At 64.1% G+C, this 19,904-nt stretch carries 19 protein-coding genes; 14 read left to right on the forward strand and 5 right to left on the reverse strand.

Annotated features, from left to right (window positions below):
- Positions 1-65 precede the first annotated feature (65 nt).
- The 3 genes from LPJ38_RS09980 to LPJ38_RS09990 all read left to right on the forward strand — a co-directional run bounded on the left by LPJ38_RS09980 (position 66) and on the right by LPJ38_RS09990 (position 1,454).
- On the forward strand, positions 66-761 hold the full coding sequence (locus tag LPJ38_RS09980; protein WP_145637597.1) for a PspA/IM30 family protein: 696 nt from the start codon (positions 66-68) through the stop codon (positions 759-761).
- Between the two features lie 52 nt (positions 762-813).
- A complete protein-coding gene (locus tag LPJ38_RS09985; RefSeq protein WP_061846546.1) occupies positions 814-1,089 on the forward strand; it encodes a YiaA/YiaB family inner membrane protein in 276 nt (91 codons plus the stop codon).
- Between the two features lie 158 nt (positions 1,090-1,247).
- Complete coding sequence (locus tag LPJ38_RS09990; RefSeq protein ID WP_008543990.1) at positions 1,248-1,454, forward strand: hypothetical protein; 207 nt, start codon at positions 1,248-1,250, stop codon at positions 1,452-1,454.
- A gap of 41 nt (positions 1,455-1,495) precedes the next feature.
- On the opposite strand, the gene LPJ38_RS09995 is transcribed toward LPJ38_RS09990, so the two are convergent.
- Entirely contained in the window at positions 1,496-2,341 is an 846-nt protein-coding gene (locus LPJ38_RS09995) for an SDR family NAD(P)-dependent oxidoreductase (protein ID WP_145637600.1), read from the reverse strand.
- A 187-nt stretch (positions 2,342-2,528) separates the two neighbouring features.
- Here LPJ38_RS09995 and LPJ38_RS10000 point away from each other — a divergent pair, with 187 nt between their 5' ends.
- The 4 genes from LPJ38_RS10000 to LPJ38_RS10015 all read left to right on the forward strand — a co-directional run bounded on the left by LPJ38_RS10000 (position 2,529) and on the right by LPJ38_RS10015 (position 7,908).
- Complete coding sequence (locus tag LPJ38_RS10000; RefSeq protein ID WP_145637602.1) at positions 2,529-4,025, forward strand: aldehyde dehydrogenase family protein; 1,497 nt, start codon at positions 2,529-2,531, stop codon at positions 4,023-4,025.
- A 115-nt stretch (positions 4,026-4,140) separates the two neighbouring features.
- The gene (locus tag LPJ38_RS10005) at positions 4,141-5,268 is read left to right on the forward strand and encodes an alkene reductase (RefSeq protein WP_145637605.1); all 1,128 of its coding nucleotides are present in this window, start codon (positions 4,141-4,143) and stop codon (positions 5,266-5,268) included.
- 219 nt (positions 5,269-5,487) lie between these two features.
- On the forward strand, positions 5,488-5,991 hold the full coding sequence (locus LPJ38_RS10010) for a GFA family protein (protein WP_145637607.1): 504 nt from the start codon (positions 5,488-5,490) through the stop codon (positions 5,989-5,991).
- Positions 5,992-6,246: 255 nt separating this feature from the next.
- On the forward strand, positions 6,247-7,908 hold the full coding sequence (locus LPJ38_RS10015) for a thiamine pyrophosphate-binding protein (RefSeq protein WP_145637610.1): 1,662 nt from the start codon (positions 6,247-6,249) through the stop codon (positions 7,906-7,908).
- A gap of 167 nt (positions 7,909-8,075) precedes the next feature.
- On the opposite strand, the gene LPJ38_RS10020 is transcribed toward LPJ38_RS10015, so the two are convergent.
- A complete protein-coding gene (locus LPJ38_RS10020; RefSeq protein ID WP_145637615.1) occupies positions 8,076-9,455 on the reverse strand; it encodes an LLM class flavin-dependent oxidoreductase in 1,380 nt (459 codons plus the stop codon).
- A gap of 281 nt (positions 9,456-9,736) precedes the next feature.
- Between LPJ38_RS10020 and LPJ38_RS10025 the strand changes: the two genes are divergently transcribed.
- From LPJ38_RS10025 to LPJ38_RS10050, 6 genes are all read left to right on the forward strand, one after another.
- On the forward strand, positions 9,737-11,134 hold the full coding sequence (locus LPJ38_RS10025) for a M20 family metallopeptidase (RefSeq protein WP_145637620.1): 1,398 nt from the start codon (positions 9,737-9,739) through the stop codon (positions 11,132-11,134).
- 87 nt (positions 11,135-11,221) lie between these two features.
- Complete coding sequence (locus tag LPJ38_RS10030; RefSeq protein WP_145637622.1) at positions 11,222-12,133, forward strand: amino acid ABC transporter substrate-binding protein; 912 nt, start codon at positions 11,222-11,224, stop codon at positions 12,131-12,133.
- A gap of 139 nt (positions 12,134-12,272) precedes the next feature.
- Positions 12,273-13,004, forward strand: coding sequence for an amino acid ABC transporter permease (locus LPJ38_RS10035; protein ID WP_145637625.1), 732 nt, complete (start codon positions 12,273-12,275; stop codon positions 13,002-13,004).
- A gap of 3 nt (positions 13,005-13,007) precedes the next feature.
- Positions 13,008-13,700, forward strand: a complete 693-nt coding sequence (locus LPJ38_RS10040) for an amino acid ABC transporter permease (RefSeq protein ID WP_145637629.1) — start codon at positions 13,008-13,010, stop codon at positions 13,698-13,700.
- Between the two features lie 12 nt (positions 13,701-13,712).
- A complete protein-coding gene (locus LPJ38_RS10045) occupies positions 13,713-14,444 on the forward strand; it encodes an amino acid ABC transporter ATP-binding protein (protein WP_145637632.1) in 732 nt (243 codons plus the stop codon).
- 161 nt (positions 14,445-14,605) lie between these two features.
- On the forward strand, positions 14,606-15,466 hold the full coding sequence (locus tag LPJ38_RS10050; protein ID WP_167520559.1) for a D-amino-acid transaminase: 861 nt from the start codon (positions 14,606-14,608) through the stop codon (positions 15,464-15,466).
- A gap of 113 nt (positions 15,467-15,579) precedes the next feature.
- Here the strand turns inward: LPJ38_RS10050 and LPJ38_RS10055 are convergent, their stop codons facing one another.
- The 3 genes from LPJ38_RS10055 to LPJ38_RS10065 are packed head-to-tail and all read right to left on the reverse strand — an operon-like array spanning position 15,580 to position 18,846.
- Positions 15,580-16,041: a carboxymuconolactone decarboxylase family protein gene (locus tag LPJ38_RS10055; RefSeq protein ID WP_145637638.1), complete on the reverse strand. Its 462-nt coding sequence runs from the start codon at positions 16,039-16,041 to the stop codon at positions 15,580-15,582.
- Between the two features lie 26 nt (positions 16,042-16,067).
- On the reverse strand, positions 16,068-17,678 hold the full coding sequence (locus tag LPJ38_RS10060) for an MDR family MFS transporter (protein WP_145637640.1): 1,611 nt from the start codon (positions 17,676-17,678) through the stop codon (positions 16,068-16,070).
- Between the two features lie 16 nt (positions 17,679-17,694).
- Complete coding sequence (locus LPJ38_RS10065) at positions 17,695-18,846, reverse strand: HlyD family secretion protein (protein ID WP_145637648.1); 1,152 nt, start codon at positions 18,844-18,846, stop codon at positions 17,695-17,697.
- Positions 18,847-18,990: 144 nt separating this feature from the next.
- Here LPJ38_RS10065 and LPJ38_RS10070 point away from each other — a divergent pair, with 144 nt between their 5' ends.
- Entirely contained in the window at positions 18,991-19,902 is a 912-nt protein-coding gene (locus LPJ38_RS10070; RefSeq protein WP_145637654.1) for a LysR family transcriptional regulator, read from the forward strand.
- The last annotated feature ends 2 nt before the right edge of the window (positions 19,903-19,904 follow it).

Raw genomic sequence — 19,904 nt, forward strand, 5'->3', positions numbered from 1 at the left:
TGAACGATGTTCAAGTTTCTTGCTACAAACCATCTGTGAGCAACGCTCATAACAGGGAGCTGCAGATGTTCAAGACCGTCGTGACCCTTTTCCGCGGCAGCGTGGCCGCAGCGGGGGAGGAATTGGAAGACCGGACCGCCCTTCTCATCCTCGACCAACAGATGCGCGATGCGGCCGCGGCCGTCGACCGCAGCAAGCGCACGCTGGCGCTGGCGATTGCGCAGGACCAGCAGGAAGGCCGCAAGCTCGAAACGACCAATGCGCGCATCGCCGATCTCGAGACCCGCGCGGTTGCGGCGCTCGACGGCGGGCGCGAGGACCTCGCCAAGGACGCCGCCGAAGCGATCGCGGCTCTCGAAGCTGATCGCGATGCGGCAATGACGGCGCGCGCGCTGTTCGCGACCGAGATCGCCCGGCTGAAGCGCCATGTCGCCAACGCGCAGGCCCGCATCACCGAGCTCGACCGCGGCCGCCGTATCGCCCGCGCCTCGGAAGCGGTTCGCTCGCTTCGCCGCAGCGGGATCGAGGCGGCACGTCCCTACGAATCCACATTGCCGGAGGCGGAGGGTACGCTGAGGCGCCTGCGCGAGCGGCAGATGGAGGCTCAGGCCGCCGACGATGCCCTGGTCGAGCTCGACGCGGCCAGCGGTCCGCTCGCGACCGCCGAACGACTCGCCGAACAGGGCTTCGGCCCCCGGCTCAAGACGACCGCAGATGACGTGCTGGCGCGGTTGAAGTCCAGGCGCATGCCGGCAGCCTGATCTCAACACTCGTTTCGAACCCAATCGTCAATTGAACCATTAGGAGACCATCATGAACCAGAATGGCCAGCCCCACAGCAGCGCGTGGGTGAGCTTCACTTACGCATCCTTCGCAGCCTCCGCCTTCCTCGTCGCCATCGGCATCTTCTTCCTGCCGATCGACCTCTGGATGAAGGGCTATCTCACCATGGGCATCGTCATGCTGATCCAGACCTGCATCACGTTGACCAAGACCGTGCGCGACAATCACGAGAGTAGCCGCCTCGTGAATCGTATCGAGGATGCCAAGGCCGAGCGGCTGCTGATGGAAGTTTCCAAAGCGGCTTGAGAGCGGAACTGAATCGCAGCGGCGGGGCAACATGCTCCGCCGCGTTTGCGTCCAGGCACATCTCGCAAGACGTTTATGGACCGAGATATCCGTCACGCATTGTGCTTCACACGCAGGTGCGATATGGCTCTCGCGCTTTCCAGAGGCGGAGACGAGCTTTGTCGAAACAATCCCTGCGTGAGGAGGCCGAGCGCCTGATCCGCGAATCGATGGAAAAGAAGACCATCGTGGTCAAGCAGGGCGCCACCCGCATCGAGGCGGTCTGCGGCAAGTGCGGCGCGCCGAACCGGGTGCAGGCGGAGAAGGGCCAGACCCGCGTCAAGTTCGCCTGCAAGAATTGCGGGCACAAGCAGGAGACGCTGTAGTCGAGACGCGCAAAGGCGCTCCTCACCTTTAGGGTGGACAGTCAGTCTCCCTTCACGAACCTCGCGAACGCATCCGCAAAGTCGGGATGCCAGCGCGACAGCGGTGGGCGATTCTCGATGATGTCGCCGGCTGCCCAGATCATGCGCTTCTCGTCGAGCGCGCGCGGCACGTCATTGTCGGGACAGAGAATATAGAAGTCGCCGGCCTCCAGCCGCGTCAGCATGAACTCGATCGTCTGCTCCGGCGTCCAGGCGCCGGCCGGTTTCTCCGTGCTGCCTTTCGCGGTGAGCCCCGTGAAGACGAAGCCGGGAATGAGCAGATGCGCAGTGATGCGGCAGTCCTTCGCGTTGCGCAGCTCGTGCTGGAGCGCTTCGGTGAACGCCTTCACGCCCGCCTTGGACACGTTATAGGCGGGATCGCCGGGCGGGGTGGTGATGCCTTGCTTGGATCCGGTGTTGATGATGAGGCCCGGCTTGCCGCGCGCGATCATGTTCGGTGCGAAGATGCGCGAGCCGTTGATGATGCCCCACATGTTGACGTCGATGATGCGTTGCCAATTGTCAGGCTCGGCGAACAAGGTGCTGCCGGGCTGGATGCCGGCATTGTTCATCAGGATGTCGGTCCCGCCGAAGCGCTCGCGCACGGCGCGTTCGAGTTCCGTCACGCCGTCGGCCTTGCTGACATCGACGGCAAACATCATCACATCTGCGGCACCCCCGCTAGGCGACAGTTTTGCTGCAGCCTCGGCCAGTCGTCCCTGATCGACATCCGCGATGCACACCTTCATGCCGGTGCGCGCAAACGCCGCGGCGGCGGCAAATCCGATGCCGGATGCGCCGCCCGTGATCACAGCAACGTTGTCCTCGGCGATGGCGGGATGTGACATGCGGATTCTCCGGCGAAGTATTGCGCTTCGCCGTAGCATAGCACGCCCCGCGCGCGAGGCTGCACAAGTCAGCATGGGAGGTCTTCGTTCCGCGCCGCCTTTACGCTTCTCCGGCCCCGCTGTACTTTACGCCACCAACGATCCTGCCCAGATCGAACCCAATAATCAGCTGACAGGGAGTGCAGCCATGGCTGTGTCGCAGGCTATTCCGATCACGCGCCATCCGTTCGCGAACGGGTCCTACAAGCAGATGCTGATCGACGGGAAGTGGGTCGACGCTGCCTCAGGCAAGCGGTTCGAGACCCGCAATCCCGCCACTGGCGAGCTGCTTGCGACCGTCGCCGAAGGCGACAAGGGAGACATCGACCGCGCGGTCGCCGCCGCACGCCGCGCCTTCGAGGGCCCCTGGAGCAAGGTGAAGCCGTTCGAGCGGCAGAACCTGCTGCTCAAGCTCGCCGACCTCGTCGAGAAGAATTTCGACGAATTGTCGCAGCTCGACACGCTCGACATGGGCGCTCCCGTCAGCCGCACCCGCGCCTATCGTCTCCGCGCCATCGGCATGCTGCGTTATTACGCCGGCCAGACCACCGCGCTGCACGGCGAGACCATCGAGAATTCGCTCCCCGGCGAGATCTTCTCCTATACGCTGAAGGAGCCGGTCGGTGTCGTCGGCGCCATCATCCCCTGGAACGGGCCGCTGACGGCAACGATCTGGAAAATCGGCCCGGCGATCGCGACCGGCTGCACCGTGGTGCTCAAGCCTGCCGAAGAAGCACCGCTGACTTCGCTGCGCATCGCCGAGCTGGCGATGGAAGCGGGCGTGCCGCCCGGGGTCATCAACGTTGTGCCCGGCTACGGCGAGACGGCGGGCGCTGCGCTCGCCTCGCATCACGACGTCGACAAGGTCGCCTTCACCGGCTCGCATGTCACGGGCCAGTCGATCATCCGTGCCTCCGCCGGCAACCTCAAGCGGGTCTCGCTGGAGCTTGGCGGCAAGTCTCCGGACATCGTGTTCGCGGACGCCGATCTCGATGCGGCGGTGCCGGGCGCTGCGATGGCGGTGTTCGCCAACTCCGGGCAGATCTGCAGCGCCGGCACCCGCCTGTTCGTCGAGCAGTCGATCTATGAGGAGTTCGTCGGCCGCGTCGCCGAGTTCGGCAAGAAGCTGCAAGTCGGCAACGGTCTCGATCCCAACACGCAGATCGGGCCGCTGGTGTCGGAGCAGCAGCTAGAACGCGTCACCGGCTATCTCGACATCGGTCAGAAGGAGGGCGCCAGGGCCCTTGCCGGCGGCGGCCGCGTCACCGAAGGCGCGCTGTCGAAGGGCTTCTTCGTCTCGCCGACGGTGTTCGCTGGCGTCCAGGACAACATGCGCATCGCGCAGGAGGAGATCTTCGGGCCCGTCATCTCGGCGATCGCGTTCAAGGACATGGACGAGCTGGTCAAGCGAGCCAACAACACGACGTTCGGCCTCGGCTCCGGCCTGTGGACGCGCGACGTCAGCAAGGCGCATGCGGTGGCGAAGAGCCTGCGCGCCGGCTCGGTGTGGGTGAACTGCTACCAGGCCATGGATCCGGCCGTGCCGTTCGGCGGCTACAAGATGAGTGGCTACGGGCGAGAGTCCGGCAAGCAGCATGTCGAGGAATATCTCAACGTGAAGGCCGTCTGGATCAAGACGGCGTAAGATCTGTTCTCGCTCGCCTTCCGCGAGAGGGAATATCTACTTGGGGGCGGCACCTTTTCCGGTGACCGCCCCTCGCTATATGATCCACATCCTTTCATAGACATCCGGGGACCCCATGAAATTCGAGGCGTTGTTCAAACCGTTGCAGGTCGGCCCGTACAAGCTTGCGCACCGCGTTGCGATGGCGCCGCTGACGCGCATGCGTGCCGAGCGCGAAACCTTCGCACCGCGACCGCTCAACGCCGAATATTACGGCCAGCGCGCAACGCCGGGCGGCCTGATCGTCGCCGAAGCCTCGCCGGTGCTCTCGCACGGCCGCGGCAATCCTGCGACCCCCGGGATCTATTCGGAGGCGCAAATCGCCGGCTGGCGCAAGGTGGTCGACGCCGTGCATGCCAAGGGCGGCATCATCTTTCTCCAGCTCTGGCATGTCGGCCGGGTCTCGCATTCCTCGTTCCATGGCGGCGCGCTGCCGGTCTCGGCCTCGGCGATCCCGATCAGGGCCGAGGGCATGAAGGCGATGACCGTCGACGGCAAGATCGCCGATTACGAGACGCCGCGCGCGCTGGAGACCGCGGAGGTCAAGGACATCGTCGAGGCGTTTCGGCAGGGGGCCAGGAACGCGCTGGCCGCCGGCTTCGACGGCGTCGAGATCCACGGCGCCAACGGCTATCTGCTCGAGCAGTTCCTGCAATCGCGCAGCAACCAGCGCACCGATCAATATGGTGGCTCCATCGAGAACCGCGCGCGGCTGCTGCTCGAGGTGACGCAGGCTGCGATCGACGTCTGGGGCGCCAACCGCGTCGCCGTCCGGCTGTCGCCTCACGGCATCGCCAATGATTCCGGCGAGCCCGACCCGATGCCGCTCTATACCCACGTCGTGAAGGCGCTCGACAAGCTTGGTCTGGCCTATCTTCACTTCATCGAGCCGCGCTCCAGCGGCGCTGGCCGCGCCGACGTTCACTGGGAGAACGTGCCCTCGGCGATGGTACTGTTCCGCCCGATCTACAGCGGCGTCCTGATGACCGCCGGCGGTTTCACCGGCGAGACCGCGAATGCGGCCATCGCCCAGGGACACGCCGACATCATCGCCTTCGGCCGCATCTTCATCTCCAATCCCGATCTGCCGCGCCGCCTTCAGCACGACTATCCGATCACGCCGTACAACCGTGCGACGTTCTACAGCGGCGAGGCGAAGGGGTACACGGATTATCCGGTGTATGACGAGTTGACGCCGGCGTAGCCTTTCTTCGTAGCCCGGATGGAGCGCAGCGAAATCCGGGATTCGTCCCCGCGGCACGATTCCCGGATTGCGCTTCGCTCCATCCGGGCCACGGAGCTATTGTGGTGCTCCGACTGTCACCACAAACTCCGTCATTGCGAGCGCAGAAGCAATCCAGAATCTTTCCGCAGAGGCAGCCTGGATTGCTTCGCTGCGCTCGCAATGACGACGGGAGGCACAATGGCCAAAGCCGCCGCCGCCGCAGGTATAGCCACTGGGCAATGCCTCTGCGGCAAGATCCGCTTCGAGATCGACGTGCCCGCGCGTTGGGCCTGGCACGATCATTCCGCCGCCAGCCGCCGCGCCCATGGCGCAGCCTATGCGACCTATGTCGGAAGCTGGAAGAAACGCTTCCGCATCGCGGCTGGCAAGATTGCGCTCGTAAGCTACGAGGACAAGGTCACGAAAACCACCCGCAGCTTCTGCTCGCATTGCGGCACGCCGATCGCCTATGAGCGCCCGCGTGGTCCGCACATGGTCAACATCCCGCGTGCGCTGTTCAACGCGCGCACCGGTCGGCAGCCGCTCTATCACATTGCGATCGAAGAGCTGCAGGAATGGGCCTATACCGGCGAGCCGCTGGTGCCGCTGAAGGGTTTTCCAGGTGTGGTTTGGCAACGCTCGAAAAAGAAGAAGCGGGCGAAGGGCGAGGATTTCTTCGAATTGGGGCGCGAGGAGATGTAGCCTTGTTCGTTCCGCTCGCGTGTCCCGGACGCGCTGCAGCGTGAAACGCTGCTGCGCAGAGCCGGGACCCATGCGTCAGCGAGCTGAGCGCGAATCTGGGTCCCGACTCTGCGTCGCAACGTTTCACGTTGCGCCGCGTCCGGGACACGAGACCGCCATGCGCAACGCAGCCATGATCGCGCTTCCTTGCGCGCGTCCTCCGACTTCGGCCATCATGCGCCGGTCCTTGCGGCAACGCCCGCTCCTGGAGGAAACATGAAGAACAAGATCACCGGCCGCTCCGCCTTTCTCGCGCTGCTCAAGGACGAGGGCGTCACGCATTTGTTCGGCAACCCCGGCACCACCGAACTGCCGATCATGCATGCGCTGAAAGATCATCCGGATCTGACCTATGTGATGGCGATGCAGGAGAGCCTGGTGGTCGCGATTGCCGACGGCTACAGCCGCGCCTCCGGCAAGCTCGTTGCCTGCAACGTTCATGTCGCGCCCGGTCTCGGCAACGCGATGGGATCGCTCTACAACGCCCAGTTCACGGGCACGCCGATGATCCTCACGGCCGGCCAGCAGGAGCAGGGCCATGGCCTGATGGAGCCGGTGCTGTATGGCCCGTTGGTGCGCATGGCCGAGCCGCTGGTGAAATGGGCGGTCGAGGTGACGCGGCTGGAAGATTTGCCGCGCATCGTGCGCCGCGCCGCCAAGGTCGCGATGACGCCGCCGACAGGCCCGGTGTTCATCTCGCTGCCGGGTGACATCCTCAATTCCGAGGCTGGCATTGATCTCGGCCGCTCCACCCGCATCGATGCGCGCACCAAGCCGTCGGATGAGGCGCTCAAGGCATTTGCTGCGCGGCTGCTGAAAGCCGAGCGCCCGGTGATCGTCACCATGGACGAGGTGGTCAAGAGCGATGCGCTCAAGGAAGCTGCGGAGCTCGCGGAGCTACTGGGCGCTGCGGCTTACCAATCCTCCACGCCCTATGGCGCGCATTTCCTCTCCGAAAGTCCGAGCTTCGTGGGCACGCTGGCGCGCGTGCAGAAGGTCGCGCGCGATACGCTCGCGCCCCACGATCTCCTGATCGCGCTCGGCGGCGACCCCCTGCGTATGTCGGTCTATAGTGAGGTCGATGCGCTGCCGGATGGCCTCGGCATCGTGCAGATCGGCCTCGTCGATTGGGAGATCGCCAAGAATTACGGCGCCGAGATCGCGCTGAAGGCGGATGTGAAGGAAACGCTGCGCGCGCTGATCCCGGTGTTGAAGGAGATGGGCGGCGCTGCGCTGGCGCAACGTGGAAAACAGCGTCTTGCCGAGCTAGCGCCGCAGAATTGGACTGCGCGCCGCGCCGCGCTGGTCGAGCAGGTCGGCAAGAGCGCCGGCCGAGCCCCGATCGATCCGGACTTCCTCGTGCTGCAGATGATCGAGGCCATGCCTGACCATGCCATCCTGGTCGACGAAGGCCTCACCTCGAGCCGCCAGGTGACGGCGCTGCGGCCGCACCGCGATCGCTACGGCTATCACGGCCTTGCCTCGGGCGGCATCGGCTGGGGCCTGCCGGCGTCCGTTGGCGCCAGCATCGCCAATCCGGATCGGCCCGTGGTGTGCTTCTCCGGCGACGGCAGCGCGATGTATTCAATTCAGTCGCTGTGGACGGCAGCACATCACAAGCTGCCGCTCAACGTCGTCATCGCCAATAATGGCGGCTACCGCATCATCAAGCAGCGCCTGCTCGCCTTTCATGGCGATGACAATTACGTCGGCATGGATTTCGTCGATCCGCCGGTGGATTTCGCCGGCGTCGCCAAGGCGCTCGGCTGTGAGGCGATCAAGATCAGCGATCCGCGAGAACTGAAGGCAACCCTCTCGTCAGCGTTCAGCCGGCCGGGGACGAAGCTGATCGAGGTGATGGTGGACGGGAAGGTGTAGGGGCAGGCTGCCGCCACGGCCGTCATTGCGAGGAGCCCTTGCGACGAAGCAATCCAGACTGCTTCCGCGGAGGATTTCTGGATTGCTTCGCTTTGCTCGCAATGACGCGGAGGGGCACACTCCCTCCTTGGCATGGTTCTGGCTTCGCCAGGACGACGCCAGCGGGTCTACCCCTTCTTCCCCACGCGATACCCCGCCGCCGGATGCGGCGCATCTAGCCTTGCGCGGCCCGCGCCGAACAGTTTCTCCCGCAATGTGCCCTGCTCGTAGCCCGGCTTGTACCGTCCGCGCCGGGTCAGCTCCGGCACCAGCATGTCGGCGATATCCTCGAAATCCCCGGGTGAGATCGCGAAGGCGACGTTGAGGCCGTCGACATCGGTTGCTTCGAACCATTGCTCGATCTTGTCCGCGACCATCTCCGGCGTGCCGACCACGACCGGGCCGGCGCCGCCGATGCCGACATGCTCGATGACGTCACGCACGGTCCAGACGCGGTCGGGATCGGCGCGGGTGACGTTGTCCATGGCACTGCGGCCGGCATCGTTCTGGACGTGACGCACCTGCTGGTCGAGGTCGTAGCCGGAGAAGTCGACGCCAGTCCATCCCGACATCAGCGCCAGCGCGCCTTCCGGGCTGATGTGGCGGCGGTAGTCGGCGTACTTCTCCTTCGCTTCGGCTTCGGTCCGTCCGAGGATGATCGTCATCATCGAGAACATCAGGATCTCGGCCGGGTTGCGGCCGAGCGCGGCAGCCTCCTGCCGGATCGCCGAGACGCGCGGCGCGATCACCTTGGCCGACGGGCCCGACATGAACACGCATTCGGCGTGTCGCGCCGCGAATTGTCGGCCGCGCGGCGAGGTGCCGGCCTGGTACAGCACCGGCGTGCGCTGCGGCGAGGGTTCGCTGAGATGAATGGTGTTGTTGATGCGGTAATTCGTACCCTCATGATTGACGCGATGAACCTTTGCCGGATCGGTGAAGATGCCGCGGGCCCGGTCGCGCAGCACGGCGTCGTCCTCCCAGCTGCCTTCCCAGAGCTTGTAGACCACCTCCATATATTCGTCGGCGATGTCGTAGCGGTCGTCATGTCCGGTTTGCCTGTCCTTGCCGGCACCGCGCGCGGCGCTGTCGAGATAGCCGGTGACGACGTTCCAGCCGATCCGGCCCTCGGTGAGGTGGTCGAGCGTCGACATCCGCCGTGCGAACGGATAGGGCGGCTCGAAGGACAGGTTGCTGGTGACGCCGAATCCGAGATTTTGCGTCACTGCCGCCATCGCTGAGAGCAGCAGCAGCGGCTCGTTCGACGGCGTCTGCGCCGCATTGCGCAAGGCTGCGTCAGGGCTGTTGCCATAGACGTCATAGACCCCGAGCACGTCGGCAAGGAACAGCCCGTCGAAACGGCCGCGCTCCAATGTCTTGGCGAGATCAATCCAGTAGGGCAGCCGGTTATAGTCGGCTGTGCGATCGCGCGGGTGGGTCCACAGGCCCGGTGACTGGTGCGCCACGCAATTCATCGCAAAGGCGTTGAGCCTGATCTCTTTGGCCATGATGTCCCTTGGCACTCTGAACCGATTGGCACTCTGTACTGAGCGCTCTTCGAATGGTAGACGTGCGCCCCGACTTGGCGACGTTCTTGCATATCCTAGACTTGGATGTCTCGGCCTTGGCAAGGCCAAAATCCGTTGGCGCTGCCGCACTTGGCAAGCCAACCTCAAGAGAGCAAGAACGAAATCCCAAGAGAACTCCAAGACCTGTCGAAGCCCCCCACTTTCGAAGACCTCCCCGTCTCGGGTAGTGTCCTTCGCCTCCGAACCTCGAAATGCAAGCCATGACCAGAGCTGATGCCATTGCCCGTGCCCGTGAGGATTTCACCTCCGGTGCGTTTCTTTCCGAGCTCGACCGCCGCGTCGCGTACCGAACTGAAAGCCAGAATCCGTCGCGCGGCACTGAACTGCGCGCTTATCTGGAACAGGAGATGCAGCCGGCTTTCGCCGCGCTGGATTTTTCCAGCCGTATCGTGGAATCCCCGAGCGGCAAGGCGCCGTTTCTGTTTGCCGAGCATCACGAGGGTGCGTCCGCGCCGACCGTGCTGATCTACGGCCATGGCGACGTCGTCGACGGCATGGAGGGCGAGTGGCGCGATGGCCGCGATCCCTGGCGCACCACGGTTGCGGGCACGCGCCTCTATGGCCGCGGCACCGCCGACAACAAGGGCCAGCACAGCATCAACATGGCGGCGCTGCGCGCCGTGCGGGATGCCCGCGGCGGCAAGCTCGGTTTCAACGCCAAGTTCATCGTCGAGATGGGCGAGGAGATCGGCTCGCCCGATCTCGGCAAGGTCTGCGATCTCAATCGCGATGCGCTCAAGGCCGACCTGTTCATGGCCTCCGACGGGCCGCGCCTGTCCGCCGATCGGCCGACGCTGTTCCTCGGCTGTCGTGGCGGCATCCGCATTCATCTCGACGTAAATCTGCGCGATGGCGGTCACCATTCCGGAAATTGGGGCGGCGTGCTGGCTAACCCCGCGACCATCCTGGTCAACGCGATCTCCACGCTGGTCGACGGCCACGGCCGGCTCCAGCTCGATGCCTTGAAGCCGCCCCGCCTCACCAACCAAATCCGCGCCTATCTCGCCGACGTCGAGGTGGTGCCGAGCGCGGACGAGCCAGCGCTGGCGGAGAATTGGGGCGAGGAGGGCCTGTCGGCGGCCGAGCGGCTCTACGCCTGGAATACGCTGGAAGTGTTGGCGATGTCGTCGGGCAATATCGAGAAGCCGGCGAACGCCATTCCCGGCCATGCCAATGCCGTGCTGCAACTGCGTTTCGTGGTCGGGACCAAGATCGAGGGCCTGATCGAGGCCATCCGCGCGCATCTGGTCGCAAAGGGGTTTCCGATGATCGAAGTGCGGGCGGCGCAGAGCTTTGCTGCATCGCGCACGGACTTCGACAGCCCCTGGATCAAATGGGCGGCGGATTCGGTGCTGCAGACCACCGGCAAGGCGCCGGCCGTGCTGCCGAATTTCGGCGGCTCGCTGCCCAACGACGTGTTTTCCGAGATCCTGGGCCTGCCGACGATCTGGGTGCCGCACTCCTATCCCGGCTGCTCCCAGCATGCGCCCAATGAGCACATCCTGCTGCCATTGACCGAAGAGGCCTTGACGGTGATGGCGGGGCTGTTCTGGGATCTCGGCGAGTTGCAAGACCCGCTAACAGGCCCGTTAACCTGAGCCTTCGATCCAGTCGAAAGTCACATTCTAATCCGGCCCGATTTGTGCTTGCATCCGGGCCGCATCATCCGAAAGGGGAAGAGAAAAGTGAAACATTTCCGTCACATCGGGCTCGCGCTTGCCGCGACCTTCGTCGTCAGCCAGGCCGGGGCCCAGGAGCTGACCGGCACGTTGAAGAACATCAAGGACACCGGCGCGATCACGCTCGGCTTCCGCGACTCCTCGATCCCGTTCTCCTATCTCGACGACAACCAGAAGCCCGTCGGATTCGCGATGGACATCTGCTACAAGATCGTCGACGCCGTGAAGAAGGAGCTCAAGCTCGACAAGCTCGAGGTCAAGCTCAACCCGGTGACCTCGGCGACCCGCATCCCGCTGATGGCGAACGGCACGATCGACCTCGAATGCGGTTCGACCACCAACAATGCCGAGCGCCAGAAGCAGGTCTCCTTCACCAACACCCACTTCCTGACCGCCAGCCGCTACGTCTTCAAGAAGTCGAGCGGCCTCAAGTCGATCGACGACCTCAAGGGCAAGACGGTGGTCTCGACGGCCGGCACCACCAATATCAAGCAGCTCACCGAAGCCAATGTCGCCAAGGGCCTCGGCGCCAACATCATTCCGGCCAAGGACCACGCCGAAGCCTTCCTGATGGTCGAGACCGACCGCGCGGTGGCCTTCGTCATGGACGACATTCTGCTGGCCAGCCTCGTCGCCGGCTCGAAGAATCCGGACGACTACGCCGTCTCCAAGGACGCGTTCTCCAAGCCTGAGCCCTACGGCATCATGCTGCGCAAGGATGACCCCGCCTTCAAGAAGGTGGTCGATGCGGCGACCGCGGCGCTCTATACGTCGGGCGAAGCCCAGAAGATCTACGAGAAGTGGTTCACCCAGAAGATTCCGCCGAAGGGCCTGAACCTGAATACGCCGATCTCGGCCGAGCTGAAGAACGAGTTCGCCAAGCCGACTGATTCGCCGAATCCGGACGATTATAAGTAAGACAGACCTCGATCTTTCGATCGGAATCATGTCCGGCCACTCTTGACACAGGGGTGGCCGGACATTTGCATAGGCGTCTAGGACTTCTCTGAAGACTGCTCAAGTCGCCCAATGACGGGCGCGTTCGCGCGGGGGACACGTGAACTACAACTGGAACTGGGGAATCTTTTTCCAGCCGAACCCGATGGGGACCGGTACCTATCTCGACATGCTGCTGTCGGGACTGGCGCTGACCCTCAAGACCGCGGCGCTGGCCTGGGTCATCGCGCTGATCACCGGCTCGCTCGTCGGCGTGATGCGCACGCTGCCGTCGAAGGGTGCGAACTGGTTCGGCTTTGCCTATGTCGAATTCTTCCGCAACATGCCGCTGCTTGTGCAGCTCTTCCTGTGGTTCTTCGTGCTGCCGGAACTGCTGCCGAAGGGCGCCGGCACCTGGCTGAAACAGCTGCCGAACGCGCCGTTCTGGACCGCGGCGATCGGCGTTGGTTTCTTCATGTCAGCACGCGTTGCCGTGCAACTGCAGGCCGGCATTGGCTCGCTGCCGCGCGGGCAGAAGATGGCCGCAACGGCGCTGGGCCTGACCACCGCGCAGGGCTATCGCTACGTGCTGCTGCCGATGGCCTTCCGCATCATCCTGCCGCCGCTGACCTCCGAATTCCTCAACACCATCAAGAATACCGCGGTGGCGATCACCATCGGTTTGCTTGAGCTGACCGGGCAGGCGCGCTCGATGCAGGAATTCTCGTTCCAGGTGTTCGAAGCCTTTACCGCCGCGACCATCCTCTACCTCCTCGTCAACGCCGTCGTCGTGACCGCGATGCGCTTCCTCGAACGCTGGGTCGCGATCCCCGGCTACATCACGGGGAAATGAGCCATGTTCGGCAATCTCGATTTCGACGTCATCCGCCGCGCGCTGCCCTATCTGTTCTACGAGGGCATGACGTTCACGCTGACGCTGACCGGCCTTGCAGCCCTCGGCGGCCTCATCTTCGGCACGGCGCTCGCCCTGATGCGGCTCTCCGGCTTTAAGATCCTTGGCCGCATCGCCGGGGTCTATGTCGACTTCATGCGCTCGCTGCCGCTGGTGTTGGTCATCTTCTGGTTCTACTTCCTGGTGCCCTATATCGGGCAGTGGGTGACCGGTGCCTCGCGTCCGATCAGCGTCGGCGCCTTCGCCTCCTCGCTCATCACCTTCATCATGTTCGAGGCGGCCTACTTCTCCGAGATCATGCGTGCCGGCATCCAGTCGATCTCGCGCGGACAGCCGGCCGCAGCCAGCGCGCTGGGCCTGACCTACGCCCAGACCATGCGTTACGTCGTGCTGCCGCAGGCCTTCCGCAACATGCTGCCGGTGCTGATCACGCAGACCATCGTGCTGTTCCAGGACACGTCGCTGGTCTACGTGCTCTCGATCACCGACTTCCTGGGAGCGGCGAGCAAGGTGGCGCAGCGCGACGGGCGCCTGGTTGAAATGTACCTGTTCGCAGCCGTCGTCTACTTCACCATTTCCTGTATCGCGTCCTACGGCGTCCGCCGTCTGCAGGCGCGCATCGCCATCATCCGCTAGGGCTAGCCGCTCATGATCGAAATCAGCCACGTCAACAAATGGTACACGCCGAGCTTCCAGGTGCTGACCGACTGCACTACCAGTGTCACCAAGGGCGAGGTGGTCGTGGTCTGCGGCCCCTCGGGCTCGGGCAAGTCAACGCTGATCAAATGTGTCAACGCGCTGGAGCCGTTCCAGAGCGGCGACATCCTGGTCGACGGCACCAAGGTCAACGATCCCAAGACCAATCTGCCGAAGCTGCGCTCGCGCGTGGGCATGGTGTTCCAGCATTTCGAGCTGTTTCCGCACCTCAAGATCATCGACAATCTCTGCCTCTCGCAGGAGAAGGTGCTGGGCCGATCGCACGACAAGGCGGTGACAAAGGGCATGCAGCTTCTGGAGCGCGTCGGGTTGAAGGAGCAGGCGCAGAAATTCCCGGCGCAGCTCTCCGGCGGGCAGCAGCAGCGCGTCGCCATCGCGCGCGCGCTCGCGATGGATCCGATCGTGATGCTGTTCGACGAGCCGACCTCCGCGCTCGATCCTGAGATGGTCAGCGAAGTGCTCGACGTCATGGTCGATCTCGCCCGCGAAGGCATGACCATGATGGTCGTCACCCATGAGATGGGTTTTGCCCGCAAGGTCGCCAACCGCGTCATCTTCATGGACCGCGGCGAGATCGTCGAGGACGCCGCGAAGGACGACTTCTTCGGTAAGCCACGCAGCGACCGCGCGCAGAAGTTCTTGTCGAAGATCCTGTCGCACTGACTGAGTCGTCATTCCGGGCGATGCGAAGCATCGAACCCGGAATCTCGAGATTCCGGGTTCAGTCGCTTCGCGAACGCCCCGGCATGACGGATCGAGGGTTTATCGGCCTCACCAAATCCCGTATACCGGCAGGAATCCCCCTTCCTGCCAGGAGACTTGCCTTGGACTCGATCGCCTACGTCAACGGCTCATTCGTCCCGCTTTCGGATGCGAAAGTCTCGATCCTCGACCGCGGCTTCCTGTTCGCCGACGGCATTTACGAGGTTTCGGCCGTGCTCGACGGCAAGCTGGTCGACAATGCCTCACATCTGGCGCGGCTCGAGCGTTCCGTCGGCGAGATCAGCTTGAGGCTGCCCGAGACGGTCGAACGCATCACCGAGCTGCAGAAGGAGCTGATCGCGCGCAACAAGGTCGAGAACGGCCTGGTCTATCTCCAGGTCACGCGCGGGGCCGATAAGGGCCGCGACTTCGCGTTTCCCAAGGGGGACGTCAAATCGAGCCTGGTGATGTTCACTTCGGAGAAGGACATCATCAACGCCGCCGCGGCGAAGTCCGGCATCAACGTGATCACCGTGCCCGACATCCGCTGGGAACGGCGCGACATCAAGAGCGTGGCGCTGCTGGCGCAGGTGCTGGCGAAGCAGGCCGCGGCGGAAGCCGGCGCCGGCGAAGCCTGGATGCTGGAAGACGGCTATGTCACCGAAGGCGGCTCGTCCTCGGCGTTCATCCTCACCAAGGACGACGTCATCGTCACCCGCAAGAACTCCAATGCGATCCTACCCGGCTGTACCCGCAAGGCCGTAGTAGCGCTTGCGGAAGAGCGCCAGCTCCGAGTCGAGGAGCGCTCCTTCACGGTCGCCGAGGCGCTGGCAGCGAAGGAAGCCTTCGCCACGTCGGCCTCATTGTTCGTCCAGCCGATCGTTGCGATCGACGGCAAGAAGATCGGCGATGGCAAGCCCGGCCCGATGGCAACACGTCTGCGCGAGATCTATGTGGAGTTCGCCAAGGCGACGGCGGTCTAATTTGTCATTGCCGGGCTTGACCCGGCAATCCATCGCGACTCAGACGTTCTTTTGGATGGATGCGCGGGTCGAGCCCGCGCATGACGGCTTGTTTTTGTGTCGATGTGGTTGCCCTATGCCACCGACGCCTTCACCTTCACCGGATGCACTGCGCGGAACGCGATCGCGATCCTGTTCCAGGCGTTGATGGCGGCGATCAGCATCGTCAGGTTCACCGTCTCCTCCTCGGAGAACTGCGCGCGGACCTGCTCGTAAACGTCCTCAGGGGCGCGCGTCTGCGAAATCAGCGTCACCGATTCCGTCCAGGCCAGCGCGGCGCGCTCGCGGTCGGAATAGAGCGGGGATTCCCGCCAGGCGTCGAGCAGGTAGATGCGCTGCTCGGTCTCGCCGCGTTTGCGGGCGTCCTCGCTGTGCATGTTGATGCAATAGGCGCAGCCGTTGATCTGCGAGGCCCTGATCTTGACCAGCTCGATCAGTGATTTCTCCAGGCCCGTCGACTGGATCTGCGCCTCCAGCGCCATCAGCGCTTTGATCGTGTCGGGCGCGGCCTGATAGTAGTTCATGCGGGGCTTCATCGTCGTTCTCCGTTGTTGGGCTGAAATCAGTGGGCTCCGCCGGCGGACATCTGGCCGGACTTCTTCAGGAAGAGGACCGCGACCAGGGCAACGATCAGCGCCATCCCGAGCAGGTAGAAGGTGTCGCTGAAGGCGAGGATATAGGCCTGCTTCTGCACGATACGGCCGATCGCGACATAGGCGCGGCGCGCCGCATCTGCATGGTCGAGGACGCCGTGATTGATGAAATACTGGGTGAGCTGCTCCAGCCGTGTGCGCGTCGCCTGTTCGAACACCGAGACCGATTGCATCAGCACGTTGGAGTGATACTGCTCGCGCTTGGTCAGCACGGTCTGAAGGAGCGCGATGCCGACGGCGCCGCCGAGGTTGCGCATCATGTTGAACAGGCCGGATGCCGAGCCTGCATTCTCCGGCTCGATACCCGCCGTCGCCACCGCCGACAGCGGCGCCATGACCAGCGCCTGCCCGATCGCACGGACCACGTTCGGCCACAGCAGCTGGTCGGCGGCGTAATTGCTTGTCATGTAGATATTCATGAAGTTGGAGGCCGCGAACAGCACGAAGCCGATGCCGATCACGATCCGCGCATCGAATTTCTGCATCAGACGCGGCACGAGCGGGATCAGGACGAGCTGGGGCAGCCCGGTCCAGGCCAGCACCATACCGATCTGCTCGGCATTGTAACCCTGGATGCGCGCCAGATATTGCGGCAGGATGAACACCGAGCCGTAAAGCGCGATGCCGAGCAGGAAGTTCGCGAGCATGCCGAAGCCGAAATTGCGGCGAGCGAGCAGACGCAGGTTCAGAAGCGGCTTCTTCCCCGTGAGCTCGATGATGAGGAACGCGGCCAGCGCAATGCCCGCGATCACCGACAGTTTCACGATGAACGGCGAGCCGAACCAGTCGTCCTTGTTGCCTTCCTCCAGCACGGTCTGGAGCGCGGACAGGCCGATCGCCATGGTGATGATGCCGGCCCAATCGCCCTCGCGCAGCAGCGACAGCTTCATCGGTTTTGCGTCGAGCGCGTACCAGAGCATGCCGACCATGACCGCGCCCGGCACGAGGTTGACGTAGAAGATGTACTGCCAGCCGAAATTCTCGGTGAGATAACCGCCGATTGTCGGTCCGATCGCGGGCGCGAACGTCGCCGACAGCGCGAACAATGCAAGGCCGACCGGCTGCTTGGCCCGCGGCAGCAGCGTGATGATCAAGGTGAAGGCCATCGGGATCAGCACGCCGCCGGTGAAGCCCTGCACCGCGCGCAGCACGATCATCTGTGACAGATCCTGCGCCAGCGCGCAGGCCGCCGACAGGGCCAGGAACAGGACCGCGTTGGTGAGGAGATAGATCCGGATCGAGAACACCTGCGTCAGCCAACCCGACAGCGGGATCACCACGATCTCGGCGACCAGATAGGACGTCGAGATCCAGCCGCCGTCGTCAATGCCGGCGCCGATCGCACCCTGGATGTCGGCGAGCGAAGCATTGACGATCTGGATGTTCAGCACCGCCATGAAGGCGCCGAGCGTCGCGCCGATCACCGCGATCCATGTTCTCGCGGAAACCGCCGGCGTCGCGGGCGGAGCAGGGGCGGGGAGGCTGGCTGCGGCGTTCTGGGTGGGTTGGAGCGTGCTCATGACAGCCTCGTCAGCTTCAGCCGCCGTGCGGGCGGGACGTATTGTTGGCGAGGCGCCTGGTCGTCTCGCGTTCGGCCAGCACCGTCGCCTTGGTGTCGACGGTCGGCACCGCCGACATGCCGGGCCGCAACAGACCTGTGAGTTCGTGGTCGTCGAGCACGATCTTCACCGGGACGCGCTGCACGATCTTGGTGAAATTGCCGGTGGCGTTGTCCGGCGGCAGCAGCGCGAATTCGAGCCCGCTCGCCGGCGACAGGCTGTCGATATGGCCGCGCAGCGGCTGGCTGCGGAAGCTGTCGACGCGCAGCTCGACCGGCTGGCCGGGGCGCATATGCGTGAGTTGAGTCTCCTTGAAATTCGCAACGACATAGACCGCATCGAGCGGCACCACGGCCATGAGCTGGGTGCCGGCCTGCACGTACTGGCCGACGCGCAAGCTGCGTGCGCCGACCGTGCCGTCGACCGGCGCGGTGATCTCGGTGTAGGACAGGTTCAGCGCCGCCTGCTGCGCCACCGCGCGGGCGCGGTCGAGCTGGGCCGTCGCCTGCGCGCGCTGGGTGGTGAGCACGTCGACCTTGCGCTGCGCCGCCAGGAGACCCGATTTCGCGTGCTGCAATTGGGCGCTGCTGGCGCGGAGCGCCGCGTCGGTCTGCTGCGCGCGCTGGATCGTGCCCGAGCCCGACTTCATGAGATCGTCGTAGCGGGCGCGCTCCTCCTGCGCGAATTTCAGATTAGCGTCCGCCGCAGCCACGTCGGCGGTGCTCTGTGCGATGATCGGCTGTTGCAATTCGAGCTGCGCATCGATGTTGCGCACCGACGCTTCGCCGGCGGCGACATCGGCGCGGGCCTGGTCCAGTGCTGCCTTGAAGTCACGATCGTCGATCTTGGCCAGCGGCTGCCCTGCCTTGACCTTCTCGTTGTCGCCGACCAGCACCTTCGCGATGTAGCCGGAAACTTTGGGGGCGATGATCGTGGAGTCGGCCTTCACATAGGCGTCGTCGGTGGCTTCGAGATAGCGGCCGGTGGTCCAATAGTCATAGCCGTAGTGGCCGGCGACTGCTGCGCCGAGCGCCAGTGCCAGGCCAACGGCTGCGCGCTTGATCGCCTGGCGGGACGGGCGAAGGCTGGTTTGTTCATTGGTTTCAGCGACATAAGAGGCGTTCGACATGGCATCCTCGAAAAAATTCCCGGACGCCCCGTTCTAAAAAGTGCGCCGTGGATGGGCGTAAGATGCGTTGTCCAGGCGGCTGTGATAATTCCCTCATTTATGGAAGAATTATCCAGTAGGAGTGGATAATCGGAGCCTCGCACCTTGGACCGCTTTACCAGCCTGACCGCTTTCGCCCGGGTCGTTGAAACCGGCGGCTTTTCGGCAGCCGCCCGCAAGCTGAACATGTCGACCACCATGGTGAGCAACCACGTCCAGGCGTTGGAGGACCGGCTCGGCGTGCGGCTGCTCAACCGCACCACGCGCAGGGTCAGCCTCACCGAGATCGGCAAGGCCTATTACGACCGCGCCACGCAGATCCTCGGCGATCTCGAACAGGCGGATGACATCGCGAGCGAATTGCAATCGGTGCCCCGCGGCACGCTGCGCATCCACGTCGCCACGCATATGGTGCCGTTCGCCGCGCCGGTGGTGGCGCAGTTGCTGTCGACCTATCCGGATCTCAAGATCGACCTACGCATGGGCGAGGCCGAAGTCGATCTCATCGAGGAAGGCTATGACGTTGCCCTGCGCATGACTGCGCCGCCGGATTCAAGCCTGATCGTCCGCAGTCTCGCCACCTGGCGACACGTGCTGTGCTGCTCGCACGATTATCTCGAGCGGCACGGTCGCGTTCAGAAGCTCGACGAGCTCACCGCGCACAATTGCGCTCGGCACCTGAACTTTCCCTTCGGCGACGAATGGCGCTTTTTCGACCGCAAGGGGGCTCCGGCCTCGGTGCGCGTCTCGGGCCGCTTCGTCACCAATAGCGGGGAGGCGCTGCGGCAGGTGGCACTGGAGGGCGCTGCCGTCTGCATGATGGCCGGGTTCCTCGTCCAGGGCGATCTCGACGCCGGTCACCTCGTCCGGCTCCTGCCGGAATATCGCCCGGTCGAGATGTCGATGAACGCGGTCTATCCCCACCGCCATCATCTGTCGGCGAAAGTCAGGACCTTCATCGACATGCTCGTGCATCACAGCGCCGAGCAGCAGAAGCTGATCAATCCCTATGCGTGAGC

The organism is Bradyrhizobium daqingense (assembly GCF_021044685.1).
GTDB lineage: Bacteria > Pseudomonadota > Alphaproteobacteria > Rhizobiales > Xanthobacteraceae > Bradyrhizobium > Bradyrhizobium daqingense.

Excerpts from the sequence above, each read along its gene's own strand:
- LPJ38_RS09980 (WP_145637597.1), top strand. The coding sequence starts at position 66 with ATGTTCAAGACCGTCGTGACCCTTTTCCGCGGCAGCGTGGCCGCAGCG.
- LPJ38_RS09985 (WP_061846546.1), top strand. The coding sequence starts at position 814 with ATGAACCAGAATGGCCAGCCCCACAGCAGCGCGTGGGTGAGCTTCACT.
- LPJ38_RS09995 (WP_145637600.1), bottom strand. The coding sequence starts at position 2,341 with ATGTCACATCCCGCCATCGCCGAGGACAACGTTGCTGTGATCACGGGC.
- LPJ38_RS10000 (WP_145637602.1), top strand. The coding sequence starts at position 2,529 with ATGGCTGTGTCGCAGGCTATTCCGATCACGCGCCATCCGTTCGCGAAC.
- LPJ38_RS10005 (WP_145637605.1), top strand. The coding sequence starts at position 4,141 with ATGAAATTCGAGGCGTTGTTCAAACCGTTGCAGGTCGGCCCGTACAAG.
- LPJ38_RS10010 (WP_145637607.1), top strand. The coding sequence starts at position 5,488 with ATGGCCAAAGCCGCCGCCGCCGCAGGTATAGCCACTGGGCAATGCCTC.
- LPJ38_RS10015 (WP_145637610.1), top strand. The coding sequence starts at position 6,247 with ATGAAGAACAAGATCACCGGCCGCTCCGCCTTTCTCGCGCTGCTCAAG.
- LPJ38_RS10020 (WP_145637615.1), bottom strand. The coding sequence starts at position 9,455 with ATGGCCAAAGAGATCAGGCTCAACGCCTTTGCGATGAATTGCGTGGCG.
- LPJ38_RS10025 (WP_145637620.1), top strand. The coding sequence starts at position 9,737 with ATGACCAGAGCTGATGCCATTGCCCGTGCCCGTGAGGATTTCACCTCC.
- LPJ38_RS10040 (WP_145637629.1), top strand. The coding sequence starts at position 13,008 with ATGTTCGGCAATCTCGATTTCGACGTCATCCGCCGCGCGCTGCCCTAT.
- LPJ38_RS10045 (WP_145637632.1), top strand. The coding sequence starts at position 13,713 with ATGATCGAAATCAGCCACGTCAACAAATGGTACACGCCGAGCTTCCAG.
- LPJ38_RS10055 (WP_145637638.1), bottom strand. The coding sequence starts at position 16,041 with ATGAAGCCCCGCATGAACTACTATCAGGCCGCGCCCGACACGATCAAA.
- LPJ38_RS10060 (WP_145637640.1), bottom strand. The coding sequence starts at position 17,678 with ATGAGCACGCTCCAACCCACCCAGAACGCCGCAGCCAGCCTCCCCGCC.
- LPJ38_RS10065 (WP_145637648.1), bottom strand. The coding sequence starts at position 18,846 with ATGTCGAACGCCTCTTATGTCGCTGAAACCAATGAACAAACCAGCCTT.